The 23,375-nt window shown below is 67.3% G+C and carries 24 protein-coding genes; 12 read left to right on the top strand and 12 right to left on the bottom strand.

Annotation, left to right across the window (positions count from 1 at the left end; translation table 11 throughout):
• Positions 1-9: 9 nt before the first annotated feature.
• The 5 genes from BLR29_RS13595 to BLR29_RS13575 all read right to left on the bottom strand — a co-directional run bounded on the left by BLR29_RS13595 (position 10) and on the right by BLR29_RS13575 (position 3,176).
• Positions 10-375: a glyoxalase superfamily protein gene (locus tag BLR29_RS13595; RefSeq protein ID WP_092137530.1), complete on the bottom strand. Its 366-nt coding sequence runs from the start codon at positions 373-375 to the stop codon at positions 10-12.
• A 254-nt stretch (positions 376-629) separates the two neighbouring features.
• Positions 630-1,049 (bottom strand): organic hydroperoxide resistance protein, encoded by a 420-nt coding sequence (locus tag BLR29_RS13590; RefSeq protein ID WP_092137529.1) that lies wholly within the window; start codon positions 1,047-1,049, stop codon positions 630-632.
• Positions 1,050-1,118: 69 nt separating this feature from the next.
• Positions 1,119-1,397 carry a hypothetical protein gene (locus BLR29_RS13585; protein ID WP_092137528.1) on the bottom strand — a complete coding sequence of 93 codons (279 nt, stop codon included), beginning with the start codon at positions 1,395-1,397 and terminating at the stop codon, positions 1,119-1,121.
• 435 nt (positions 1,398-1,832) lie between these two features.
• A complete protein-coding gene (locus BLR29_RS13580; protein ID WP_369804604.1) occupies positions 1,833-2,132 on the bottom strand; it encodes a tautomerase family protein in 300 nt (99 codons plus the stop codon).
• 90 nt (positions 2,133-2,222) lie between these two features.
• A complete protein-coding gene (locus tag BLR29_RS13575) occupies positions 2,223-3,176 on the bottom strand; it encodes a LysR family transcriptional regulator (protein ID WP_092137527.1) in 954 nt (317 codons plus the stop codon).
• A gap of 166 nt (positions 3,177-3,342) precedes the next feature.
• Between BLR29_RS13575 and BLR29_RS13570 the strand changes: the two genes are divergently transcribed.
• Positions 3,343-4,605 (top strand): MFS transporter, encoded by a 1,263-nt coding sequence (locus tag BLR29_RS13570; protein ID WP_092137526.1) that lies wholly within the window; start codon positions 3,343-3,345, stop codon positions 4,603-4,605.
• Positions 4,606-4,647: 42 nt separating this feature from the next.
• Here BLR29_RS13570 and BLR29_RS13565 read toward each other — a convergent pair whose 3' ends face one another.
• The 3 genes from BLR29_RS13565 to BLR29_RS13555 form a co-directional block, all read right to left on the bottom strand.
• Positions 4,648-5,016 (bottom strand): c-type cytochrome, encoded by a 369-nt coding sequence (locus BLR29_RS13565; RefSeq protein WP_092137525.1) that lies wholly within the window; start codon positions 5,014-5,016, stop codon positions 4,648-4,650.
• Positions 5,017-5,160: 144 nt separating this feature from the next.
• On the bottom strand, positions 5,161-5,607 hold the full coding sequence (locus BLR29_RS13560; RefSeq protein WP_218132695.1) for a GNAT family N-acetyltransferase: 447 nt from the start codon (positions 5,605-5,607) through the stop codon (positions 5,161-5,163).
• Between the two features lie 51 nt (positions 5,608-5,658).
• Positions 5,659-6,066, bottom strand: a complete 408-nt coding sequence (locus tag BLR29_RS13555) for a VOC family protein (protein ID WP_092137524.1) — start codon at positions 6,064-6,066, stop codon at positions 5,659-5,661.
• A gap of 390 nt (positions 6,067-6,456) precedes the next feature.
• Here BLR29_RS13555 and BLR29_RS13550 point away from each other — a divergent pair, with 390 nt between their 5' ends.
• Complete coding sequence (locus tag BLR29_RS13550) at positions 6,457-8,886, top strand: DUF3772 domain-containing protein (RefSeq protein WP_092137523.1); 2,430 nt, start codon at positions 6,457-6,459, stop codon at positions 8,884-8,886.
• Positions 8,887-8,926: 40 nt separating this feature from the next.
• Here the strand turns inward: BLR29_RS13550 and BLR29_RS13545 are convergent, their stop codons facing one another.
• A complete protein-coding gene (locus tag BLR29_RS13545; RefSeq protein WP_092137522.1) occupies positions 8,927-9,826 on the bottom strand; it encodes a LysR family transcriptional regulator in 900 nt (299 codons plus the stop codon).
• A 203-nt stretch (positions 9,827-10,029) separates the two neighbouring features.
• Between BLR29_RS13545 and BLR29_RS13540 the strand changes: the two genes are divergently transcribed.
• Together BLR29_RS13540 and BLR29_RS13535 are read left to right on the top strand one after the other, a co-directional pair.
• On the top strand, positions 10,030-10,767 hold the full coding sequence (locus tag BLR29_RS13540) for a glucose 1-dehydrogenase (protein WP_092137521.1): 738 nt from the start codon (positions 10,030-10,032) through the stop codon (positions 10,765-10,767).
• Positions 10,768-10,799: 32 nt separating this feature from the next.
• Positions 10,800-11,489, top strand: coding sequence for a peroxiredoxin-like family protein (locus tag BLR29_RS13535; RefSeq protein WP_092137520.1), 690 nt, complete (start codon positions 10,800-10,802; stop codon positions 11,487-11,489).
• A 72-nt stretch (positions 11,490-11,561) separates the two neighbouring features.
• On the opposite strand, the gene ptsJ is transcribed toward BLR29_RS13535, so the two are convergent.
• A complete protein-coding gene (gene ptsJ / locus BLR29_RS13530) occupies positions 11,562-12,863 on the bottom strand; it encodes a MocR-like B6 salvage transcription factor PtsJ (protein ID WP_092137519.1) in 1,302 nt (433 codons plus the stop codon).
• A 106-nt stretch (positions 12,864-12,969) separates the two neighbouring features.
• On the opposite strand from ptsJ, the gene BLR29_RS13525 reads away from it, so the two are divergent.
• The 3 genes from BLR29_RS13525 to BLR29_RS13515 all read left to right on the top strand — a co-directional run bounded on the left by BLR29_RS13525 (position 12,970) and on the right by BLR29_RS13515 (position 15,760).
• On the top strand, positions 12,970-13,617 hold the full coding sequence (locus tag BLR29_RS13525; RefSeq protein WP_092137517.1) for an FMN-binding negative transcriptional regulator: 648 nt from the start codon (positions 12,970-12,972) through the stop codon (positions 13,615-13,617).
• A gap of 100 nt (positions 13,618-13,717) precedes the next feature.
• Entirely contained in the window at positions 13,718-14,437 is a 720-nt protein-coding gene (locus BLR29_RS13520; protein WP_092137516.1) for a DUF2076 domain-containing protein, read from the top strand.
• 189 nt (positions 14,438-14,626) lie between these two features.
• A complete protein-coding gene (locus BLR29_RS13515) occupies positions 14,627-15,760 on the top strand; it encodes a zinc-binding metallopeptidase family protein (RefSeq protein ID WP_092137514.1) in 1,134 nt (377 codons plus the stop codon).
• Here BLR29_RS13515 and BLR29_RS13510 read toward each other — a convergent pair.
• Positions 15,744-17,045 (bottom strand): MFS transporter, encoded by a 1,302-nt coding sequence (locus tag BLR29_RS13510; RefSeq protein WP_255371228.1) that lies wholly within the window; start codon positions 17,043-17,045, stop codon positions 15,744-15,746. The genes BLR29_RS13515 and BLR29_RS13510 overlap by 17 nt on opposite strands.
• Before the next feature lie 448 nt (positions 17,046-17,493).
• Between BLR29_RS13510 and BLR29_RS13505 the strand changes: the two genes are divergently transcribed.
• The 5 genes from BLR29_RS13505 (at position 17,494) to BLR29_RS13485 (ending at position 22,610) form a co-directional block, all read left to right on the top strand.
• Entirely contained in the window at positions 17,494-17,832 is a 339-nt protein-coding gene (locus BLR29_RS13505; RefSeq protein ID WP_092137511.1) for a hypothetical protein, read from the top strand.
• Between the two features lie 476 nt (positions 17,833-18,308).
• A complete protein-coding gene (locus BLR29_RS32435) occupies positions 18,309-19,334 on the top strand; it encodes a hypothetical protein (RefSeq protein ID WP_092137510.1) in 1,026 nt (341 codons plus the stop codon).
• A 207-nt stretch (positions 19,335-19,541) separates the two neighbouring features.
• Complete coding sequence (locus BLR29_RS13495) at positions 19,542-20,255, top strand: response regulator (RefSeq protein ID WP_092137508.1); 714 nt, start codon at positions 19,542-19,544, stop codon at positions 20,253-20,255.
• Positions 20,255-21,583, top strand: coding sequence for an ATP-binding protein (locus BLR29_RS13490; RefSeq protein ID WP_092137800.1), 1,329 nt, complete (start codon positions 20,255-20,257; stop codon positions 21,581-21,583). The genes BLR29_RS13495 and BLR29_RS13490 overlap by 1 nt, the downstream gene beginning before the upstream one ends.
• Before the next feature lie 253 nt (positions 21,584-21,836).
• Positions 21,837-22,610, top strand: a complete 774-nt coding sequence (locus BLR29_RS13485; protein WP_092137506.1) for a DUF4410 domain-containing protein — start codon at positions 21,837-21,839, stop codon at positions 22,608-22,610.
• A 16-nt stretch (positions 22,611-22,626) separates the two neighbouring features.
• On the opposite strand, the gene BLR29_RS13480 is transcribed toward BLR29_RS13485, so the two are convergent.
• On the bottom strand, positions 22,627-23,187 hold the full coding sequence (locus BLR29_RS13480; RefSeq protein WP_176860946.1) for a cupin domain-containing protein: 561 nt from the start codon (positions 23,185-23,187) through the stop codon (positions 22,627-22,629).
• Between the last annotated feature and the right edge of the window lie 188 nt (positions 23,188-23,375).

The following is a 23,375-nucleotide window of genomic DNA, read 5'->3' as shown; positions in this document are numbered from 1 at the left end:
CCCGCTGTCCTAGTCGGGCGTCAGTTCGCAGAAGCGAAGGCGATTGCCGAAGGGATCGACCAGTTGCAGCAGACGCCCCCAGTCGACAGTCTCGATGCTGGGGCGGAGGTTGGGGTGACGTCTTGACTCAAGGTCCTGCAGCAGCGAATCGATGCCTTCGACCGGCACGAACACGGCCGACCCGGGTGTGGCATCGCCGTGGTGCTCGCTCAGGTGCAGCGTGACGCCGGACCGCCTGATCTGCGCGTACAGCGGCAGATCGGGCTCGAAGCGATGTTCCCACTCGAGCGTGAAGCCGAGATAGTCCAGATAAAACTCCTTGGCCTTCTCGACGGAAAAAATCCGGATGATCGGGATTGCGGTCAGCAACTTCATCGGCGGCGTCCTTGTTGGCGTCCATGTCGTCACCCCGCCGGCGTCTGCGTCGCGGAATTGTCGACGAGATCCGGCATACGGGTTACGGGATAAGGGGCCGCTGATTCAATCATGCCGACGTCAGTCCGGCAATCCCTCGAAAGTGCCCCGGGATGACCGCGAGATGCGGGGCCGGCCGGCATCCGCCTGCCAGCCCCGCCTGCCCACGCCGCTGCCCACGCATACAGGCAGGCGACGCGCCCCGCCACCCCGGCTCAGACCAGGTTGATTTCCACACCGATGTTGCCGCGCGTGGCCTTGGAGTACGGGCAGGTCTGGTGCGCCGCGTCCACCAATGCCTGCGCGATCTCGGGCGCCACGCCCGGCAGGCTGACATTCAGGCGCGCCTGCAGGAAGTAGGCGCCTTGCGTGCTGCCCAGGTCCACCTCGGCATCGACGGCCGTGTCCAGCGGCAGCACGACGTTCATGCTGCGTGCGGCAATGCCCATCGCGCTGATAAAGCACGCCGACCAGCCGGCGCCGAGAAGTTGCTCCGGATTGGTCCCTTCGCCGGCGCTGCCGGGCGAGGAGAGCTTGATATCCAGCCGACCATCCGAGCTGCGCGACGTGCCATCGCGGCCACCTGCGGAGGTGTGCGTCTTGCCGGTGTAAAGGACTTTTTCAAGTTGGGTCATGATGGTTTCCGTGTAATGCCAGTCAGAAGGAAGCGCTGCGCGCTGGAGCGGTCCGGGTTGGTGTCCGCGTCAGTCCGGCTGGTAGCCGTCGCGATTGCTGATGCGCGCGCCTTCCGTAAAGACGTCGCGCTGGCCGATATGCGCGCCATCGTAGAACGGGTCGCGCTTGTCGTTGCGCGCCCCGTCGTAGTAGGGGCTGCGCTCCCCGATACGGGCGGCGGTTGCGTTCACGCCGTGATCGGCGGTCACGCTGGTGACGGACGCGGCATGCACGGCGCCGGCTGCGGCGGCGAGGGTGACAACAGCGGCGATGCGCTTGGCGAGCGTGGCAATGTGGATGGTGGTCATGATGAAGCTCCTGTTCGGTGAGAGGGTCTGACCGAGGCTCGACGCAGTTGTCGGGTGCGGTCCGGTGTCGCATTAGCCGGCAGTGCCATCGGATGTTTGCCACCGCCGTCGCTACGTGAAGCATTTAAGGCGACCGATGTATCTCTCCCGTAGCGATTTGCCGGCGGGTCCGTGAGCCTATGTATCTGGGCCGGGCGTGATACAGACCAATACAAAAAGGCATCCAGTGGACGTCCGGAAGGTCTTTTCCGGCACAGGGCGACAGGTGGGCGCGACGAGCGGACGCGAGAAGCGGACGCGACTGCGCCTGCGGCCGGGGACCGGTCGCAGGCGCGCTGGAATCATGAAAGGTGGCGAGGCAAGAATCCGTCGCAGATGCCTGCCATGCCGGCCACGCCGGGCCTGCGGTCCGATGGGCCGGGCGGGACGGCTTCCCTAGCCCCCCGGGCGACTTCGGCGAACCGTCGCCGACTCACCCCCGACGCCCCAGTTGTCGGGATCGACCTCGTCAATCACGACGTGCGTGCGCTCCGGCGCCTTGCCGAGCACGCGCTGCATCGTCGCGGTCATCTCGGCGATGATCTGCGCCTTCTGTTCACGCGTGACCCCCTCACGCGTAATCCGGACATGGACGAACGGCATGACGCCTCCGATCAGAAATTGCCGGCCGTGGAACCAGTTTTCGTCATCTCGCTGTTCCTTTCGCGCCTTCGGCGTTCGAGGCAGCCGCACCATGCGGTGCCCTCGTGGAACACACTCTAGATGCGGGCAAGTGGCGAGTGAATGACCATCGGGCGGCAAACACTCTTCCGCGCGGCGAACGAATCAGCCGTTGCGTTCGGAGACGTCGCGCGTCGTGGTATTGCACATGGCGGCATGCGCGGCGAAGGCTTCACGCAGTTGCGGCAACGCGAAATCGACAAAGGCGCGCACCTTGGGCACGGACAGCCTCCCTTGCGGGGTGACCAGATGGACGGGCAGCGGCGCGTGCTCGTCCCCCGGCAGGATGATTTGCAGCTTGCCTTCGGTGACCGCCTGGGCAAGGTGATACGAGAACATCCGCACGACGCCCCGGCCCTGCGCCGCGGAGGCGACGGCTGCACGGATGCTGTTGACCACGAACCGTGGCGTGAATTGCACGGAACGCACCACGGTGGAGCCTTCCAGCGGCGGAAAGCTCCAGGAATCGATGCCGAAGTGGGTCATCGCCACGATCTGGTGGTCTGCCAGATCGGCTGGCTGGGTGATGGGTGGATGACTGGAAAGGTAGCCGGGGGCGGCGGCGAGCACGCGCCGCACCTCGCCCACGCGCAGGGCGACGAGCGTGGAGTCGGCCAGGTGCGCGATGCGCAAGGCGATGTCGATGCCCTCGTCGATCAGGTTTACCGGCCGGTCCAGCATGTACAGGCGGATGGAGACTTCGGGAAAGCGATCCATGAAGTCATCGAGGATGTCCCGCAGGATCGCCTCGCCGGCGGCCACCGGCGCGGTGATCGTCAGCGTGCCGCGCGGCGCCGAGTGCTCCCCGGCGGCGGCCCGGTCCGCGTCCTCCAGGTCGATCAGCACGCGGCGGCAAACCAGTGCGTAGCGCTCCCCCGCCTCGCTGAGCTTGATCGATCGCGTGGTGCGGTGCAGCAGTTCGGTGCCGACATGCGCCTCGAGGAAGGCAATCGCGCGGCTGACGGCCGCCGGGGACTTGCCCAGCCGCCGACCCGCCCCGGCCAGGCTGCCTTCGTCGAGCGTGGCAACGAAGACCTTCATTGCGTCGATCCGATCCACGATTCTTCCTCTGGGCGTAACACTGAATGCCGCAGTGTAGGCATTCAATTGCAGCGCAGCAATCCCTACAGTAGACGCATCGACTTGCCATCCAGCCAGCATCCGCTGGCTCCCGGCTAGTTGGCCTGCACGCCAGCTTTTGCCTTGCCCACTGTACGGGAACGACATGACCTCCACCGCCCAACCACTGACCGGCTCCGCAAACCCGGCGCCATTGCCCGGCTATGCCGAACGCCACACGCTGCACTGGAAGCGCAATCTGGCGGTCTCGGTGTTCGGGTCATTCACCACGCTGGTCAGCCTGAGCATGTTGCTGCCGTTCCTGCCGATCTATGTGCGGCAACTGGGCGTCACCACCGACGCGGCGGTGATCCAGTGGTCGGGCATCGCCTTCGGCGCCACGTTTCTCGGCACCGCCGTGACCGCGCCGCTGTGGGGTCGCCTTGCCGATCGCTTCGGCCGGAAGCCCATGCTCATCCGCGCGGCGGTGGGCATGGCCGTGGTGATGTCGCTGATCGGCGTGGCCCATACCGTGCACGAACTGGTGGCCTTGCGGCTGATCGCGGGGCTGGTGGGCGGCTATGCGTCGGCCGCCACGGTGATGGTGGGCACCCAGGCACCCAAGGACCGGGCTGGCTGGGCGTTGGGCATCCTGTCGACCGGCGCGCTGGCCGGCAGCCTGGTCGGGCCGCTGGTGGGCGGCTTCCTGCCGGGGTGGATCGGCATTCGCGGCACGTTCTTCGCGGGCGGCGCCATGATTGCCGTGGCCGCCCTCTGCACCATCTTCTTCGTGAAGGAAGATTTCCATCCGGCGGACCGGCAGCGCGCGCGTGCCGGCCAGGGCACCGCCGCGTCGGGCCGACGCGAGCATGCCATCGTGATCGCCACGCTGCTCCTGGTCGCGATGATGGTGCTGCTGGCCAACATGTCGATCGAGCCGATCATCACCATCTATATAGGCAGCCTTGGCGTGGCCCCGGACCATCTGGCCCGCACCGCAGGGATCGTCATGGCGTGTTCAGCGGTCGGCAGCATGCTGACGGCGGCGCGGCTGGGCGCGCTGGCGGATCGCATTGGCAGCTGGAATGTCATCGTGGCCTGCCTGGTACTCACGGGGATCGCGATGATCCCGCAGGCCTTCGTCACGGAGTGGTGGCAGCTCGCCGCGCTGCGCATGGTGATGGGGATGACGCTCGCAGGCATCCTCCCTGCTGTCGCCAAGCTGATCCGGAATGCCGTCGGCGAGCGCAGCACCGGCACGATGCTCGGCTACCTGCAATCCGCGCAGTTCAGCGGCCAGGTCCTGGGCCCGGTGCTGGGCGGCCAGATCGCCGTCCACCTCGGCCTGCATTCGACGTTCTTCGCCACCGGTGGCTTGCTGATCGCCAGCGCCGGACTTGCCGCCCTGGCGCGCACGCGCGCGGCCTGACGAATCTGGCGGGCGCCTCCGTCGCCGAGACCCCGCGGGAAACTACTGGAAGGTGCGCAGGTAGGCCAGCAAATCGTTGATCTGGCCATCATTGCCGATGCCCCAGAACCGCATCTTGGTGCCCGGCACCACTTTCACGGGCGCCTTGATGAACGCGCGCAGCGTGTCATCGGACCACACCACGCCGGAGGCCTTCATGCCGTCGGAATACTGAAAATCCTTCGTGTTACCGGCGGTCCGGCCAAAGATGCCGTTGAGCTGGGGGCCAAATGCGGCGCGTGCCGAGGGCCCGACGTGATGGCAGGACGCGCAGCGCGTCGTGAAGAGCGCATTGCCGGCGGCAACATCGCCAGCGGCATGGACGTTGGCCGCGCAGGCCAGTGTGATCAGGAATAGCGTGAATCTGTGCATGAGAACTGTGAACCGCGTGCGGCTGTACGGCTGTACGGCTTTTGTCGCGGGCCACATGATACGGGAGATGGGAAAGTGGCGGCGCCACGGCCGCCGGCACGAGTCGAAGGACTCGCCTGCCGATTGCCGCTCCTTCCAACTGTCTCAGGGCAGGTCTTCCAGGGATCCGGAAAACAGCACGAAGGTCTGGGTTTCCAGCCCTCGCCCGCTGTAGAGCGTGCGCGCGGCGGCATTGGCAACCTCGGTGCCGAGCCAGACCGACCCGCAGCCCAGGCTACGCCCCCACGCAGTCAGCTCATCGAGCAGCCGCGTGGCGACGCCCTCACGCCGGCGCGATGGCGCAACGCCGAGGTTATCGATATAGAGCTCGGCGGGCTGGTCGGGATGCCAGTGAATCATGCCGCGCACCTGACCGACGACCAGGTCCGCGGCCAGCGCGATGACCATCAGGTGTCCGGGCGCCGCCAGATAGGCCACCAGTTGAGCGGGATCGATGGGGGCGTCGAAGACGTCATCCGCCACGCACGACAGCAGCCCCGCCTGGGGCATCCCGACGCGGACGATCAGGGTTTCCACTTTGCGTTGCTGCATGCGATCCATCCCAAACCCGGTCCATCGCCCGGCGCGTCCTGCGGTGGCCGCTCACTCCACAGGATAGCTCGCCACCTCGATCAGGTTGCCATCCGGGTCGCGGCAGTAGACCGACGTCATCGCCCCCAACGCGCCGGTGCGCTGCGCCGGGCCCGCTTCCACCGGCACCTTGTGGGCGAGGAAGTGCGCGAGAACTTCCTTCGGCGGCATCCGGGTGATGAAACACAGGTCATCGCTGCCCGATGTGGGATGCACGCCGGTGAACCACGCCACGGTGTCCTCGCCCACGGGCCGCAGGTTGATCTTCTGCTGTCCGAACTTCACCGATACGCGCGTGCCGGTGCGCGATGCAAAGTCTTCGCGCCGCATGCCAAGCACCTGCTCATACCAGGCGGCGCTGGTCTCCACGTCTTTCACGTTGAGAACGATGTGATCAATACGGTCGATCGCCAGAGTCATGTCGGGGCTTCCTGTCTGCAGTGGGGAGGGCATGCGGGAAAAAGCCTGCGGGGAAAATGTCGTCCCCGTGTGCGCCCGGGGGCGCGCCAGCGCTACTGTACACCCGAGTGATCAATACGCTTGCGTATAATCCGGGCTTTCGCGGTCAACTCGCCAGACGGCCAACCGACCGCCTCAATCCGGCCCGCGTACCGACTTCTGAAGTCACTGGCCAACTCTCGCGGAAGTGGATCGCCATCGCGCGCCATCGCTTCCTTGTGTTCGTCCCAGGCGCGCCGCGCCGTCCGGCATTCGATTGTCGCCACCCCGTCTCATCACGCGGTGCCGTCACGACAATCCGCATTCCTTGCCGCATCACCGGCGCTGCCCGATCAATCGCCACGACACGCCATGAGCAAACTCCCCAGGCTCGCCCTGAGCCTTGTGCTGGTTGCACTGTTTCATCTCACGCCAGCCACGCTACCCGCCGCCGTTGCCGCCGAAGCCGCATCGGACGCCGACGCCCCGCAAGCCGTCACGCTGACGCACAACGAGGCCGTTGGCGAACTCAAGCGCCTGCAAACCGAGCAGGACCAGATCAAGCAACTGGCCGCGAGCCACTCGGGCAACGCCCGGCTCGAAGGGCTCGACGATGACCTCAAGCACCTCGCCACCGATGTCGACAAGCTCACGGCCACGCTGACAGCCCAGCGTGCGCAGTTGCAGGCACAGCTCGATGTGCTCGGCCCGCCGCCCGAAACCGGCACGGCCAAGGAAGCGCCTGCCGTGGTGCAGAAACGCGCCGGGCTGAATGCGCGTCGGACGCAACTCGACGGCGAACTGAAACAGGCCGCCGACAGCAAGGACAACATCGACAACCTGAAGGATCAGCTGGCCAAGTTGCAGCGCAGCCAGATCAAGGACCAGCTGGCCCTGCGCTCGGAAAGCATCCTCGCCCCGCAGTTCTGGGAACCGCTGTTCAAGTTGTCGATGGAAGACCAGGAGCGGCTCGGCTACTTCAGGGATGAAGTGGTGCCGATGCTCGATCTGGCGTGGGAGCCGGGCCAGCGTGCCGTGACGGTCGCATTGCTGCTGTTGGCGCTGGCGGTCTGGTCGCTGGGCCGGCGCCTGCTCGAGCGCGGACTCGCATGGTTCTGCCTGACGCGGCTGCCGGAAACCCGCATCCGGCGCAGCGCGCTGGCGCTGGCCACGGCACTGACCACGGTCGTCACCACCGCGCTGGCGGTGCACATCGTCTTCATGGCGTTCACGCGCGGCTATGCCCTCTCGCCAGAGCTTCAGGACCTGCAGGGCGTGCTGGCCAAGCTGACGATGACCAGCGCGCTGATCGCCGGCCTGGGGCGTGCGCTGCTGTGCACGCGCCACCCGTCATGGCGGCTGCCCGCGCTGGCGGACCCGGTGGCGCTGGCGATGAAGCCGTTCCCGACCATGCTGGCCGGTCTGCTGTTGCTGGCCGGGACGATCGAGCAAATCAACCGCATGGCCGACACCAGCGTGCAGGTCACGCTGCTCGGGCGCGGGCTGGTCTCGCTGGTGGTGGTGCTGACCATCGGCGCCGCGCTGCTGCGCGCCAACCGCGTGCGCACCGAGCTGGCGGCGGCCGGGGAAAGCCCCGAGGCCCGCGCCACGCTGGCCGGCCTGATTCACGCGGGCGTGACGATCGTGGTCATTGCCTCGATGATCGCGCTGCTGGTCGGCTATATCAGCTTTGCCCGCTTCCTGACCTACGAACTGGTCTGGTTCGACATCGTCCTGTGCAGCCTCTACCTGCTGACCCAGCTGACGCGCGATGTCTGCGAGAACCTGTTCTCGTCACATCATCGCAGTGGCCGCGTGATCAAGCAGCTATTCGGCGTGGGCGATACGCACCTGGAGCAGGTCTCGACGGTGCTCTCGGGCGTCGGCGCCAGCGTGCTGCTGTTGCTGGCGGTGCTCGCACTGCTGACCGGCGGCTTCGGCACCACGCCGGCCGACCTGCTCAACACCCTGCTGACCGTGCTCGGCGGCGACAAGCTGCGCGCCCTCAACATCATGCCGGACCGCATCCTGAACGCGGTGATCGCGCTGACAGTGGGAATCTGGCTGCTGCGCACGATCCGCCGCTGGCTGGATGCGGAATTGCTGCCCAAGCTGTGCGTGGAGCCGGGCCTGCGCGCCTCGCTGATCACGCTGTTCAGCAACGTGGGCTATGTGCTGATCGTGCTGCTGACGCTGTCGCTGCTGGGCGTCACATGGGAAAACCTGGCCTGGATCGTCAGTGCGCTGTCGGTGGGGATCGGCTTCGGCCTGCAGGAGATCGTGAAGAACTTCGTGTCGGGCCTGATCCTGCTGACCGAGCGTCCTGTCAAGGTTGGCGACATGGTCAGCATTGCCGGCGTGGAGGGCGACATCCGGCGCATCAACGTGCGCGCGACGGAGATCCAGCTGGGCGACCGCTCCACCGTGATCGTGCCGAACTCGCAGCTGATCTCGCAGAACCTGCGCAACGTGACGATGAGCAACAGCACGCAAGGCGTGGCCACGCTGCAACTCACCTTTCCGCTGAACACCGATCCCGAGCAGGTGCGGGATCTGCTGCTGGAGACCTATCGCGAAAACGAGGCCATTCTCGACATTCCCGCGCCGTCGGTCACCTTCAGCCAGCTGGCGCCGAACGGGATCACGCTGAGCGTGACGGGCTACGTGAACAGCCCGCGGATCGCGGCCTCCACCAAGAGCGACCTGCTGTTCGAGATCCTGAAGCAGCTGCGCGCGGCCGATATCTCGCTGTCGGTGCCGCAGACGTTGCGGGTGGAGAACATGGCCGCGCTGGGCACCTAGTCATCGGCACCTAGCCCCGGGCACCTGGCCATGCGAGCGGTCAGCCCTGGCCCGGGGCATCCCTGAGCGTGGCCTCGACGAAGGCGACGAAGGCGCGGGCCTTCGCGCCGGGCAGCCGGCCCGCCGGGAACACGGCCCACAGGTCCACCGCCGGCAGCGTCCATTCCGTCAGCACCGGCCTGACGGCTCCGCTGGCGATCTCGGGGGCGAACATCCATTCGGACGCGATGGCCACGCCCAGATCGCCGAGAACCGCGGCGCGCACGCCCTCCGCCGCCGTCACGCGCAGACGGCCGGAGACTTCCACCGATATCTCCGTGCTGCCATGCCGGAACGCCCAGGTCGTGCCGCCGCCCTGCCGGTCATAGACAATGGCCTGGTGCGATGCCAGGTCCGCGGGCGACATCGGCTCGCCGGCCTGCTCGAAATACCGGGGGCTGCCCAGCACCACGCGGCGGCTCTGCGCGATGCGCCGCGCCGTCATCGACGAATCCCCCAGATTGCCCATCCGCAGGGCCACATCCACGCCCAGCGCCATCAGGTCGACGTTGCCATCTTCCAGCAGCACGTCGACGGAGAGCTGCGGATGTTCGGCGAGAAACCGCCCGAGATAGGGCACCACGTGCATGCGGGCGAAAGTGACCGCCGCGCTGACCCGCAGGCGGCCGGTCAGTTGGGCGTCGGACCCCCTGGCGGCCATTTCCGCTTCCTGCGCGGCCTCGATGGCGCGTCTGGCGTGTTCATAGAAACGCGTGCCGGCCTCCGTTGGCGTCAGCCCACGGGTCGACCGGATCAACAGGCGCACGCCGAGTTGTTCCTCCAGCTGGGCGACGGTCTTCGACACGGCAGGCTGGCCGACTTCCAGCAGGCGCGCCGCCCCGGAGAAGGACCCGGCCTCGACCACGGCCACCAGCGTTTCCATCGCCACCATCTTGTCCAAGTCCTGTCTCCCGGTCTTTTTTGCGCCGCCAGCGGACGCGGCGCGGCAGGCACACAGTCTACCGCCGCCGGCATCCGCGCCGCGCCATTCCGGCCGGGAATAACTCTTAGTCCCTCGCACCGTCTACTGCCATCCCGCGCGCCCCCCTACTCTTCCTTCCAAGGCGCCCCAGCCGGGGCCCGTCCCAAACAAAGGAAATCATCATGTCTCGCAAACTGGAAGGAAAAATCGCTCTCGTCACCGGTGGCAGTGCCGGCATCGGCCTGGCCACGGCCAGGCGCTTCGCAAGCGAAGGCGCCCGCGTGTTCATCACGGGCCGCCGCCAGACGGCACTCGACAAGGCTGTGGCGGAAATCGGCCACGGTGCCGTCGCCATCCAGGCCGACGCCGGCAAGCTCGCCGACCTGGACCGCGTCTACGCCGAGATCCGGGCCAAGGCAGGCCGCCTCGACGTGTTGTTCGCCAATGCAGGCTTCTACGAACTCGGCACCTTTGGCGAGATCACCGAGGAACACTTCGACAAGACGTTCGACACCAACGTGCGCGGCACGCTCTTCACGGTGCAGAAGGCCCTGCCGCTGCTGGTGAACGGCGCGTCGGTCATCCTGACGGGCTCCATTGCCTCGCTCAAGGGCTTCCCGTCGTTCTCCGTCTACAACGCGACCAAGGCGGCCATCCGGTCGTTCGCCCGCAGCTGGATCGTCGACCTGAAGCCGCGCAGCATCCGCGTCAACGTCCTGTCGCCGGGCCATACGCAGACGCCGGGGCTCGACGGCCTGCTGGACGAGGAAACCAAGGCCGCGCTCGCCGCCAATACGCCGGCCGGCCGCCTGGGCACCGGCGACGACCTGGCGAAGGCCGCGCTGTTCCTGGCCTCCGACGACAGCGCCTTCATCTCCGGCATCGAGTTGTTTGTCGATGGCGGCGTGGCGCAGGTCTGATCCCGCCATCCGCCGAAGAGAGAGGAACAGCCATGTCGCTGCAAGACAAACTCGACGCCTTCAAGGCCGACTTCCGCGCGGGCAAGGCGCCCTACTTCGCGCCGCCGGAGATCCACCCGGTCATGCAACGCGCGACGGAAGCCCTGATTGCCTCGGGGCAGGCGGCGCGCGCGCTGGCCGCCGGCGACCGCGCGCCAACGTTTGCGCTGGCGGACGCCAGCGGCCAGCTGGTGGCATCGGAGGTACTGCTGACCCAGGGCCCGCTCGTCATCAGCTTCTACCGTGGGGTCTGGTGCCCGTACTGCAACATCGAGCTCCAGGCGCTGCAGGAAGTGCTGGGGCCGATCCGGGAGCTGGGGGCGAATCTCGTCGCCATCTCCCCGCAGAACGCGGTCAACAGCCGCAAGGCCGTGCGCGTCAACCAGCTGGAGTTTCCGATCCTCAGCGACACGCGCAACAGCGTCGCGGCGGCCTTCGGGCTTCGCTTTGCGCTGCCGCCCGAACTGATCGACCTGTACAAGGGGCTCGGAAACAACCTGCCCGCCTTCAATGGCGACGAAAGCTGGACCTTGCCGATGCCGGCCCGGTACGTGATCGGCCAGGACGGCACGATCCTCTATGCGGAGGTGAATCCGGACTACACGTTCCGCCCGGACCCGACCGAACTGCTGCCGGTGCTGCGCCGCGCACAGGGCGTGCAGGTCGTGCAGGGGGTCAGGTAGGGCACGGTGGCAGGTTGCCGTGGAGGGCTGCCGTGGAGGGCCGCCGGCCAATGGGCTGGCGGCCCTTCGACCTCAGCCGCCGTCAAGACACCGGCGTACATCCGCGGCCAGCCGGTCGGCCTCACCATCCTTCAGGGCCGATACCGTGATGCGGATGGCATGGATCGGCGTGTGCACCGCGAACGCCTGGGCGCTGCGGACCAGCCAGCCCCGTCTGGCCAGGCTGTGCGCCAGCGCCGTGGCATCCATCTCCACCGGAAGCCAGACGTTGAAGCCATCGGCAAGCGGCGGCACCGGAATATTCCGGCTGCGCAGCGCATCGGCAAGCTCGTTGCGGCGGCGCGTGTACTGCGCCTTGGCCTCGCCGATGATCGTCGCCACCTCCGGCGAGGTCAGGCACGCACCCACGATGTCCTGCAGCAAATGGCTGACCCAGGTCATCCCGGGCGCAAGCCGCGCACGCAGCCGGTCCGACGTCGCGGTATCCGACGCGACAAACGCGACGCGCAGGTCCGGCCCCAGCGCCTTCGACATGGACCGGATCAGCGCCCATCGCCATGTGGACGCCGGGATGACGCTGGCGTAAGGCGCGTCCGCGAGCAGCGCGAAATGGTCGTCGGCGATGGCCAGCACGTTCGGAAACTTCGCCAGCACCGCGCGTAGCGCGTCGGCACGCGCCGCGCTCAGGCTGCAGCCGGTCGGGTTCTGCGCGCGCGGCGTGATCAGCACCGCCTGCGCCCCTGCCGACAACACCCGCTCCAGCGACTCGGGGCGCATCCCCTCCGCATCCGTCTCGACGCCAATCGCATGCATGCCGGCCAGCCGCAGCGCATTGATGGTGCCGAGAAAGCAGGGATCCTCGACGGCGACGCCATCGCCCGTGACCAGATGGACGGCCACCAGCCGCTCGATCGCATCCACGGCGCCATGCGTCATGTCGATTCGATAGCCGGCGGGGCAGTCGGAGTCGAACCACCGGCGCGCCAGCGCCTCCAGGGCGTCGCTGACCGTCGGCTCGCCATACAGCCGGGGCCGATAGTCGTCGCGCGCCAGCAGGCGAGTCGGATCGGGCAGCCAGTCGGGATTGGGATTGCCGCTGGCCAGATCCGCCAGCGGGGAATCGAAGTTCTGCCCCTCCTGTTCGCCGGGCGCGTTCTGGTCGGCGATGGTCGTGCCCAGCCGCCCTTGCGCCCGTGCCAGCCCGGTTGCCGTCAGCCGCTTGTACGCGGCGGCGACGGTGTTCCGATTGACTTCCAGCGCCGCCGCCAAATCCCGTACCGGAGGCAACGCGGCCCCCGGCGGCAGCTTGCCGGTTTGCACCTGCAAGCGAATGCTGTCGAAGATCTCCGCCGCGGATTTTCCCGTGATCGTCATTTTGTCCTATGACAAACTTCATGTTCGTACTATGATGATAGTACATAGCGCATGGCCGCAGCGTGCGCATCACAATCCGCCCGAATCCCCCAACAGGAAACGACAGATGTACGCCCCATCGTTTTTTCAGGAAACCCGTGTCGACGAGATCCACCGGGTCATCACCGGTCATCCGCTTGGCGCGCTGGTCACGCATGGACCGAACGGCCTCGACGCCACGCATCTGCCCTTCGAATTCGAGGCGGCGGCGGGCCCTCACGGCATGCTGCTGGCCCACGTCGCGCGCGGCAATCCGGTCTGGAAAAGCTGCCAGGACGGTCAGGACGTGATGGTGATCTTCCAGGGGGCCGAGGCGTATGTGTCGCCCAACTGGTATCCCAGCAAGCATGAGACCCACCAGCAGGTGCCGACCTGGAACTACCAGGTCGTCCACGTCCACGGCCGCATCCGGATCCGGGACGACAAGGACGCCGTCCGCCAGATCGTCACGCGGCTGACGCGGACGCACGAGGCGCGTGCCACCGCCGACGGCTCCCGGCCCTGGTCGCTGAACGACGCGCCCGAGGCCTACATCGACAAGATGCTGGGCGCCATCGTCGGCATCGAGGTGGAAATCGACCGCATCGTCGCCGTCTCCAAGGCCAACCAGAACAAGGACGAGCGGGACCGGCACGGCGCCCGCGATGCCCTGCGCGAACGGGGGCGCAACGACATGGCGGACGTGATCGACAACGGCGTCCCGGTCCGCAAGTAAGCCGGGCAGGGCACAATACCCACCGGTGCCCGCCTCTTAAGTTTGGTTTAAGTCTGCGCGCTTAGATTGAGGGCGTCCCACAACCGAATCAGGTGACACGATGACCCCCCAAGAGATGCAAGCGCTCGAAACCTTCCTGACCCAGCTGACGCAAGCCAGGGTGGATGCAAAGGACCCCCAGGCCGCATCGCTGATTGCCGACGCCGTGGCCCGGCAACCGGATGCCGCCTACCTGCTGGTGCAGCGCGCGATGCTGCTCGACCATGCGCTGGCCACCGCCAGGGCGCAGATTGCATCGCTGCAAGGTCAGTTGCAGTCGGCACAGGCCAACGGCGCGCGCGGTTTCCTCGATGGCGACAATGCATGGGGGGCCAGCGCCGGCCGTACCGCTGCCGGCCCCGGCGGCCCGTCACAGTCGCCAATGTCGATGCCGCCGATGTCGATGCCGACGCCCGCTCCGGCGCCGGCCACCTTCCAGCCCCCGCCGGCCCAACCCGCCCGCCCCGGTTTCCTCGGCGGCGGCATGGGGAGCACGCTGGGCAGCATCGCGACCACGGCGGCCGGCGTTGCCGGCGGCGCCTTCCTGTTCCAGGGGATCGAGAACCTGTTCCATCGCGGCGGCAACGGCAGCGGCTTCCTCGGGCAGTCGGCGGGCAGCGGCGCGGCGCCGACGGAAACCGTCGTCAACAACTTCTACGGCAACGATGGCGACACCACGCTGGCCAGCCGCGACGGATCGTCCGACAGCGGCTTCGTGGATAGCGGGGGGCTGGACAACGGGCTCGACGATTTCCTGAACGACGACAACTCGACCTTCTAGGCGTCAGGACCCCCGCCATGTGCCCAACCGGGCGCCCGCAGAATGTGCCGCTGGCGCCCGTTTTGCCGTGGCAGCCCGGCAGATGTAGGAATCCGACCGATTGCGCAGGCGCCCCGCACAACGGACCATTCGGAAAGCGCAATACGAGATTCGCCATACGACGGCCCGGTCCGGGCAGGGACGCACACCATGAAGACCTTCCACTGCAGTCGCTGCGGCAATCTGGTGTTCTTCGAGAACGTCACATGCGAACGCTGCAACGCGACCCTCGGCTTCATTCCGGGCATCTCGCAAATCGCGGCCTTCGAGGGCAGCGACGCCAGCGGATGGAAGAGCCTGCATCCCGACACTGCCGGCGCCATGTTCAGGCGCTGCCATAACTACCAGGTGGAGGCGGTCTGCAACTGGATGGTGCCGGCGGTGGATGCCGGCTCGATGTGCGAAGCGTGCAATCTCACCCACTCGATTCCCGACCTGACCATTCCCGAAAACCGCTTCTACTGGTACCGGCTGGAATCCGCCAAACGGCGCCTGCTGTACACGCTGCTGGCGCTCAACCTGCCCGTGGTGTCCCGCGACGACGATCCGGATGCCGGCCTGCAATTCGACTTCCTGGCCGACGAGGATGCGCACAGTCCGGTGCTGACCGGCCACGACAATGGCCGCATCGTCATCAACGTGGCCGAGGCCGACGACGCGCATCGCGAGCAGACCCGCGCATCGATGCAGGAGCCGTACCGCACGCTGCTCGGCCACTTCCGGCACGAGGTGGGCCACTTCTACTTCAGCCGGCTGATCGCCAACACCCCGTGGATCGAACCGTTCCGCAAGGTGTTCGGCGGAGAGTGGGCGGACTATGCCAGCGCCTTGCAGTGGCACTATGACTACGGCCCGCCGGCGGACTGGCAGTCGTCCTATGTCAGCGCCTACGCCACCATGCATCCGTGGGAAGACTGGGCCGAGACATGGGCCCACTACCTGCACATCGTCGATACGCTCGACACCGCCGTGTCATGCGGGCTGGTGCTCAGGCCCGACAGCCCGCAGGAACCGACGCTGACCGATCAGACTCCGGTGGAGGACGCCAGCTTCCGCAGCCTGATGAACCGCTGGTTTCCGCTGACCTATGTGCTGAACAGCCTGAACCGCAGCCTGGGCGCGCCGGACAGCTATCCGTTTGCGCTGTCGCCACCGGTCGTGGCCAAGCTGGAGTTCGTCCACCGCGTCATCGAGTCCGCCGCACAGGCGCGCAACCGCGGCTCACCCGCCCGCGCCCCGGCTTCCGCCCCTACGCCCCCTTCCAGCCCTAAGCCAAAACCCTAGCCTCGCGGCGATTCGCGTCAAGCAGCGACCACGCATAGACCAGCAGTCCGCCGAGCGCCAGCAGCAGCCCGACCCAGCCGGTCGACGTCCACCCGAGACCGGCGGCGATGGTCACGCCGCCGAGCCATGCCCCGAGCGCGTTGGCCATGTTGAAGGCGGAGTGATTGAGCGCCGCGGCCAACGTCTGCGCGTCACCGGCGACGTCCATCAGCCGGATCTGCAAGGCCGGCCCGAGCGCGACCGCGGTGCCGACCAGCAGCACGTTGACCGACGCCAGCCATGGATGTGGCGCCGTGAAGACAAAGGCGCCAAGCACCAGCGCCGACCACACCAGCACGCCGCCAATCGTCGGCATCAGCGCCTTGTCGGCGAGCCTGGCACCCGCCAGGTTGCCCGCCACCATGCCGACGCCGAACAGCGCCAGCACCACCGGGATGCCGCTGGCCGGCATATGCGCCAGCTCCAGCATGGTCGGCTTGATGTAGCTGAACACGGCAAACATGCCACCAAAGCCGATCGCCCCGATGCCCAGCGTCAGCCAGACCTGCTTGCGGGCCAGCGCCGACAACTCGCGCAACGGGCTGGCGTGACGGTCCGCCGGGATGAACGGCACCCAGCGCCAGACCAGCAGCACCGTCAGCACGCCGATGGCCCCTACGATCACGAACGCCGCGCGCCATCCCAGCCAGGTGCCGATGGTGGCCGCGATCGGCACGCCAACCAGCGTCGCCACCGTCAGCCCCAGCATGACCAGCCCCACCGCCTGCGCGCGACGCTCGCGCGCAACCAGCCCGGCGGCGACCAGCGCCGCCACGCCGAAGTACGTGCCGTGCGGAAAGCCGGTCAGCAGCCGCGCCACGATCATCGACGCATACGATAGCGCCAGCGCGCTGGCGAAATTCCCCAGGGCGAAGACGCTCATCAGCGCGATCAGCAGCTTGCGTCGCGGCCAGCGCGCGCCAAGCACCGCCAGCAGCGGCGCGCCGATGACCACGCCCAGCGCGTAGGCGCTGATCAGGTGCCCGGCTTCGGGAATCGAAATGGCAAGGTCGCGCGCCGCGTCGGGCAGCAACCCCATGATGACGAACTCCCCGGTGCCGATGGCGAAGCTGCCCACGCCCAGCGCCAGCAAGGCGCGGCGGTCCGCCGTGCGGCTGCGCGCCGCGGCAGCCGTGCGGCCGGCGGGAAGATCGGTGGCGCGATGGCCGGGGGAATCAGGGGAGTCGGGGGAAACAGGGGAGTCGGAAAAATCGGGAAGGTCTGGGTTTCCGTATGGAGCGGTCATAACGAGAGAAATCGCAAGGCTTGTTCTACGAATCGCCGCTCACTGGCGGGCAGGATCTGTGTCCTGCCTCAGGGGCTCCAGCGTGCTCCGGTGCGGCGCGAAGCGCGATATTGTGAAGCAAAACGGCCAAACCCGCAGACGGCGGCCCCGTCGGGTCATCAGGCCGCCAGGCACGGCCGGCATAGCGCCGTGGATACCCGCGAGCCGTCAACGGGCCATCAACGCGTCCATCGGCGCGCCCATCGACACGCCCTTTCAACACGCGATTCAGCGCGTCCTCGCCGCGCATTCATGCGGCGCAAATCGATCATGTGGGCTAGCTCACAAAGCGCTTGTTTGAACCTTTACGACGAGCTTTCTACCCCCCTTTCACCGATCTATGCTGAAGACATCGGACGCTTGGTGACACGCCGTCACGAGGGTCCGAGAATCGCTTGCAGGAGCGGTCATGACATCGCGTAGCTTGCTGTTAATCGCCACCATTGGATTCGTCTGGGCGGGGCCGGCACCGGCCGCCGGATGCCAGTACGACATGCAATGCAAAGGGGAACGGATCTGCCAACAAGGCCAGTGCGTCGCCGCCGATTCGGATGACGGCGCCGAAGCGCCAGTGCAGAAACTCGCCCCCTCCACCAAAGCCTCGGCGCCGGCAAGACTCTGCTGCACCGTAGCCGGAAAGCTGAAGCTCATTCCGTCGCAGTCTGGCGACGCGAGCCTGGCCGTGGGCGACAACTGCCAGGGCGCAACCAGCTCCGGCAAGCCGGTGCCGGGCACGATCTGCAACTAGGCGAAGCGCCCGCTCGCCGGCAGCTGGCCATGCCGCCGCCGGCGAGACGGGTTTCTCCGGGACTCGGGCTCCGGGCTCCGGGTTTTGGGCTCCGGGTTTCGGGCTTCGCGCATCGGGCAGGGACTGCATGACCTTGAGTGGTCACGGAGGTCCCATTACCCGTTGCTCACCGGAACCCCGAGTCAACTGTAGCGGGCCGCCTTGCCGCACAGCCTGCGGGAAGTATGTCGCCCTGTTTCACGTGGCAGCCCGCTGGCGGCATCAGGCATGACACCGGCAACGCAGCCGGGCACGCCACGCGCCAATGCACATCGGCGCGCCCTTCCCTGCGCAACAAGGCGGGCAACAAGGCGCGCAGCGCCGCGTGTAACACCGCGACATGTTTTCGACCGCGATGAATCGGTGCCTCCGACCTATAGTTCGTCCCGTCGCCACGCCACGGTGCGTGACACCAGTCGAACCAGGAAGGACATCCGATGAAGCCCCGTTTCCCCCTTGCAGCGACCGCCTCGCTGATCCTCCTCGCCAGCACCCCGGCCTTCGCGGGCTGGACCGGCCACGGCACGGCCTACACCTCGCACGGCGTCTACCAGGGCGCGCACGCCGGCACATGCGGCGGCGGTAGCTGCTCGCACGCCGGCGGCGTCGTCGGTCCCTACGGCGGACTCGCGACCAACACCGGCACGGTGACCCGCAACGCTCCGGGACAATTCTCGAACTCGGGCACGGCAATCGGGCCGAACGGCCGATCCGTGCAGCACGACGGCAACACGAGCTGCGCAGGCGGCACGTGCTCGCACACCGGCGATCTCACCGGACCGAACGGCCAGACCGCCTCCACCGCCGGCAGCGTGTCGCGCGAAGGCACGGGCCAGTACACGTCATCGGGCACGATCACTGGCGCCAGCGGCAACACCGTCAGCCACACGGCGTCGACATCGTGCGCAGGATCGACGTGTGCCCGCTCGGGCACCGTGACCGGGGCCGATGGCGGCACCGTATCCCATTCCGGCAGCGCAACCAGCGTGGCGCCGGGCGTCGTGACGACGGGCAGTGGCACCACGGTGGTCCATGGCGGCACGGTGACGAGCGGCAGCACCACGGTCGTCCACGGCAGCACGGTGGCTGGCGGCACGACCGTCGTGCAAGGCGGCACCGTGGTTGCCGGCGGCACGGTGACGACTGCGGGCGCCACGGTTGCGGTGGGGACCGCGCCGGTGGTCATCACGCCCGCGCCGGTCGGTTACGTGCCGCCCGCGCCTCCACCCCCGCCGCCGGTGACCTACATCCCGCCGCCCCCGCCGAAAGCGGTCTACATCGCACCGCCGAAGGTCGTCTACGTCACGCCGCCGCCCCCGCCGCGCGTGGTGTACGTGACGCCGGTCCCGCGCGCCGTCTACGTCGCCCCGCGTCCGGTCTATGTGGCGCCGCCGCCTCGCGCAGCCATCTGGGTGCCGGGACACTGGACCCCGGTCGGATGGGTGCCCGCGCACTGGGCATGACGGCGGATCGGCATCGCAATCTGCATCCAGACCTGCATCGCGATCTGCATCCACGCCCTGGCTGGCGAAAGTCGGCCACCTTGCGGAGCCCATCATGAAGCGGATGATCCCCGTGCTTATCTTGTGTATTGTTTCGGCAGGTGCGTCTGCATTCATGGGGCAGCAGTCCATGACGCACTGACCAGCGGGTTTCGCCGGAGACGCCACATGGAGCAGGTGAACAGGATTATCGTGCTCGATGACGAAGCCGAGCTGCGCAACATGCTGCAACGGTTCCTGACCGGGCACGGCTTTCAGGTACGCGTGGTCGCGGACGGCAAGCAACTTGACCGCTATCTGCACCGCGAGCCCCACGACCTCCTCGTGCTGGACCTGATGATGGAGCCGGAAGACGGCCTGACCATTTGCCGCCGCCTGCGCGCCGAAGGCCAGACGCTACCCATCCTGATGCTGACCGCGAAGGGCGATCCGGTCGACCGGGTAGCCGGGCTTGAGACCGGCGCGGACGACTATCTCGCCAAGCCATTCGTCCCGGACGAACTGGTGGCCCGAATCCGCGCGCTGCTGCGCCGGCAAAAGATGGCCGCCGGCGATCCGACCGTGACGTCGCAGACCTTGCGCTTTGGCGAGTTCCGGTTCGATGTCGGCAAGCAGACCCTGTTTCGGGGCGACGCACCGGTCGAGGTGCATTCCGCGCAGATGCTGCTGCTGCACGCGCTGGGCTCCTCGCCAAACCGGCCGGTCAGCCGCGATAACCTGCTCGCACGGGCCCGGGGCCGCGACCACGCGGCGCTCGATCGCAGCATCGACGTACAGATCCTGCGGCTGCGCCAGATCGTCGAAGACGATCCATCGAAACCACGCTTCATCAAGACCGTGTGGGGCGTCGGCTACATGCTGGTCGCCGGCATCGAGTCGTGATACGGCTCCCGCTCCGATCCCTGCTCGCGCGCAACATCGCCTTGCTGGTGGTGCTGGTGGCAGTGACGCAGGTTTGCTCCCTCACGGTGTTGCTGCATTTTGTGCAGCGCCCTCGCATCGAGCGCGCGGCGTCGATCTTTTCCGACTACGTGAAGACGCTGGACGGCGCGCTGTCCGGCATGTCGGCCGAAGCGGGCCGCGCCACCGCCGCGCGCCTGGGCGCGCAGACGCAGGCGCCCGAACATATCGACGCTGACACCGATCCGAGCCCAATGCTCCTGTTCCGCACCTATCAGCGCAACGTTTTCCTGGAGGCCTTGCAGCGCCACCTTCCGCCTGACATGCCGGTACGCTGGCAGAGCGGAGATGAAGAGCGGCTGTGGATTCGCGTGCACGTTGCCGGCACCCCCGCCTGGATCGCCCTGCCGATGGCGGAGGTCGCACAGACCAGCGGCATCACGGCCGCCCTCGTGCTGTCGACGGCGCTCGCGCTGCTCGCGGCGCTGACGGGCTATCTGATCCAGCTCCATATCAACCGCCCGCTGCAGGACCTGGCGCGCGCCGCGCGCGACGTTTGCGCTGGCGAATCGCCGCCTGCACTCCCCACCGATGGCCCGACGGAGATCGCGCAGGTCAGCGGCGCGTTCAACCAGATGACGCAGGCCCTGAAGCAGGCCGAAACTACGCGCGCCCTGATGCTGGCCGGCGTGTCCCACGATATTCGCACGCCACTCACCAAGCTCCGCCTGGCGATGGCGATGTCCATTCCACGCGGCGCGGACGACACCTTCGTGGCATCGGCGGAGGGCTATCTCGACCAGATCGACACGATTCTCCAGCAGTTCATGGACTATGCCGGCAGCGGCGAGCGCGAGGTGCCGCAGCCCGGCGACCTCAATGCGCTGATCCGCCAGCTTGCATCGGACTTCGCAGGGCTCGGGCACGACTTCGCGTTGTCGCTCGGCGATCTGCCGGCGATCCCGTTCCGCCCGGTCAGCATGATGCGGCTGCTGATGAACCTGATGCAGAACGCGGTGATCTACGGGCGCACGGGCTTCTTCGCGCACACCTGGACGGACGGCCCCACGGCCTATGTCGCGATCTGCGACCGGGGCAGCGGCATCAGCGTGGCGGAAATCGAGCAGCTCACGGCGCCCTTCAGCCGGGGGGGCAATGCGCGCGGCCATTCGGGCGGCACCGGGCTCGGACTGGCCATCGTCGACCGCATTGCGCGCCTGCACGGCGGGTCCCTGCAATTCCGCGCGCGCGAAGGCGGGGGACTCGAAGCCGTGGTGGCATTGCCGCTGGCCCGCGCCACCGCCACGTAACACCGGCCCCGGCTTCGGCGGTGGCGCCTCCGCGCATGCCATCGCGCATGACATAGCGCGAAATAATTCCTGCATGGCGCCCCGGGCGTCCACCTCCCATACTTCCGTCTGCGTGTTGCGGCTCCCCCGAAAGCAAGCGAAAGCCCCTCACCAAAGACGTGCGCTCCGATGGCTTCTGATCCTGTGGGTCGATGATTGTCGGTGACAACATCCTCGACCATTGACGGCACCCAGTGCCACGAAAGGAATCAACATGCGGACCTCACTCAAACTCCTCGCTGACAACACCATGCGTCTGGCTATCGTGGCAGTGGCCACGACCTCGTTCCTGATGGCAGGCTGCGCAACCGCCGCCGTCACCGACGTGACCGGCGTGAACCAGGTTCAGCTGGCGCCGCAAGCGCGGGCGGACATCATCTACGTGCAATCCTTCGCGGCCAATCCCGACCAGGTGAAGCTGGACAGCGGCCTGACGCAGAAACTGAAGACGATGGTCGACGGCAATTCCACCGCGAGCGAGCAATCCCAGACGGCGCTCGAGGCGCGCGAACAGGTATCCGATGAAATCGTGCGGCAACTGCAGTCGATGGGCCTGAACGCGGTGCGCCTCGATGGCCCCGTGCCGGCAGGCAGCAACGCGCTGATCGTCGAAGGCGGCTTCCAGAAGATCGATGAAGGCAAGCGTCGGCGCCGCGTGCTGATCGGCCTGGGCGCCGGCAAGAGCGAGGTCGGTGCCTCGGTCCAGATCCTCTACAAGCCGGCGAACGGCGCGCCGGTGCCTGTGCAGAGCTTCACGGCCGATGCCGACAGCGGCCATATTCCCGGTGTGGCGGAAACGGCAGGGGTCGGTGCAGCCGCTGGCCATATCGCGATGTCCGCTGCGGCCGGCACCGGCGTGCATGGCATGACCGAAGCGAAGCGCGACAGCATCTCCGCCGATGCCAAGCGGCTGGCGGATTCGATTGCCAAGCAGGTGGCCGCCGCCAACGCGGCGAACGGCTGGATGTCGCCGGCCGGTAACGCCTGACCAACGCGCGCTGCCTCTATAGGGGCAGCGCCATCAGCATCACCATGGTGGTCGAGCCATGAAAGCGCGCCCAGAGCGCCGCCCATCTCTCCCTCGCCCGCGCGGACCGCCGCCACCAGCCATCGATGTCCAGCTTGCCCAGCACGCGAATCGGCAGGCGCAACCCGGCCGGCACCGCGCGCTTGCAGATCGCCACCTTGCGCACGTAGTGATCGACCTCCCAGAGCCAGCTGGTATGCGCCGGGAAATAGCCGATCGAGCCAGCCTTCAACGTGTACGTCCGGCCGTGCGCATCGGTCACGCGGACCTCGCCTTCCAGGATGTAGACGATCTCGTCCACCGTGTAATGCCAGTCGAACGTGCCGCGCGTGCAATCCCAGACGGAGGTGGAAGCAAACCCGTCGAACGTGAGCGAGTGTTCGCCACAACGCGTCAAGGGCTGGCCGCTGTGTAGCCAGTCCGGATCGATGGGGCTGGGGGACATCGTCAGCGCTGCCGCGCTGCAAAATGCCCCCGACGTGGGATCGGCCTTCGGCTGGCTTCCGGGACCGCTGGCAAACGCTCGTTTGATGTGCATCGGCAAGTCTCCAGTGTCTGTGAGCGCCGACAAAGGATAGGTAAGCGACTTGTCCCGGCTCGGTGCGGCACCGAACGGAGGCCGGCGCGCCCCGCCTGTTGCCGGCGTGGAGCGAGAGCCACTCCGGCGCCCAGCCGCGAGAGGTCTTCCGCGCACCGCAAATGCCTGGCGCCACGCCGCCGTGGCAA

This window comes from Cupriavidus sp. YR651, from assembly GCF_900101625.1.
Taxonomy (GTDB): Bacteria; Pseudomonadota; Gammaproteobacteria; order Burkholderiales; family Burkholderiaceae; genus Cupriavidus.
This window is presented reverse-complemented; position numbering and strand designations above follow the sequence as displayed.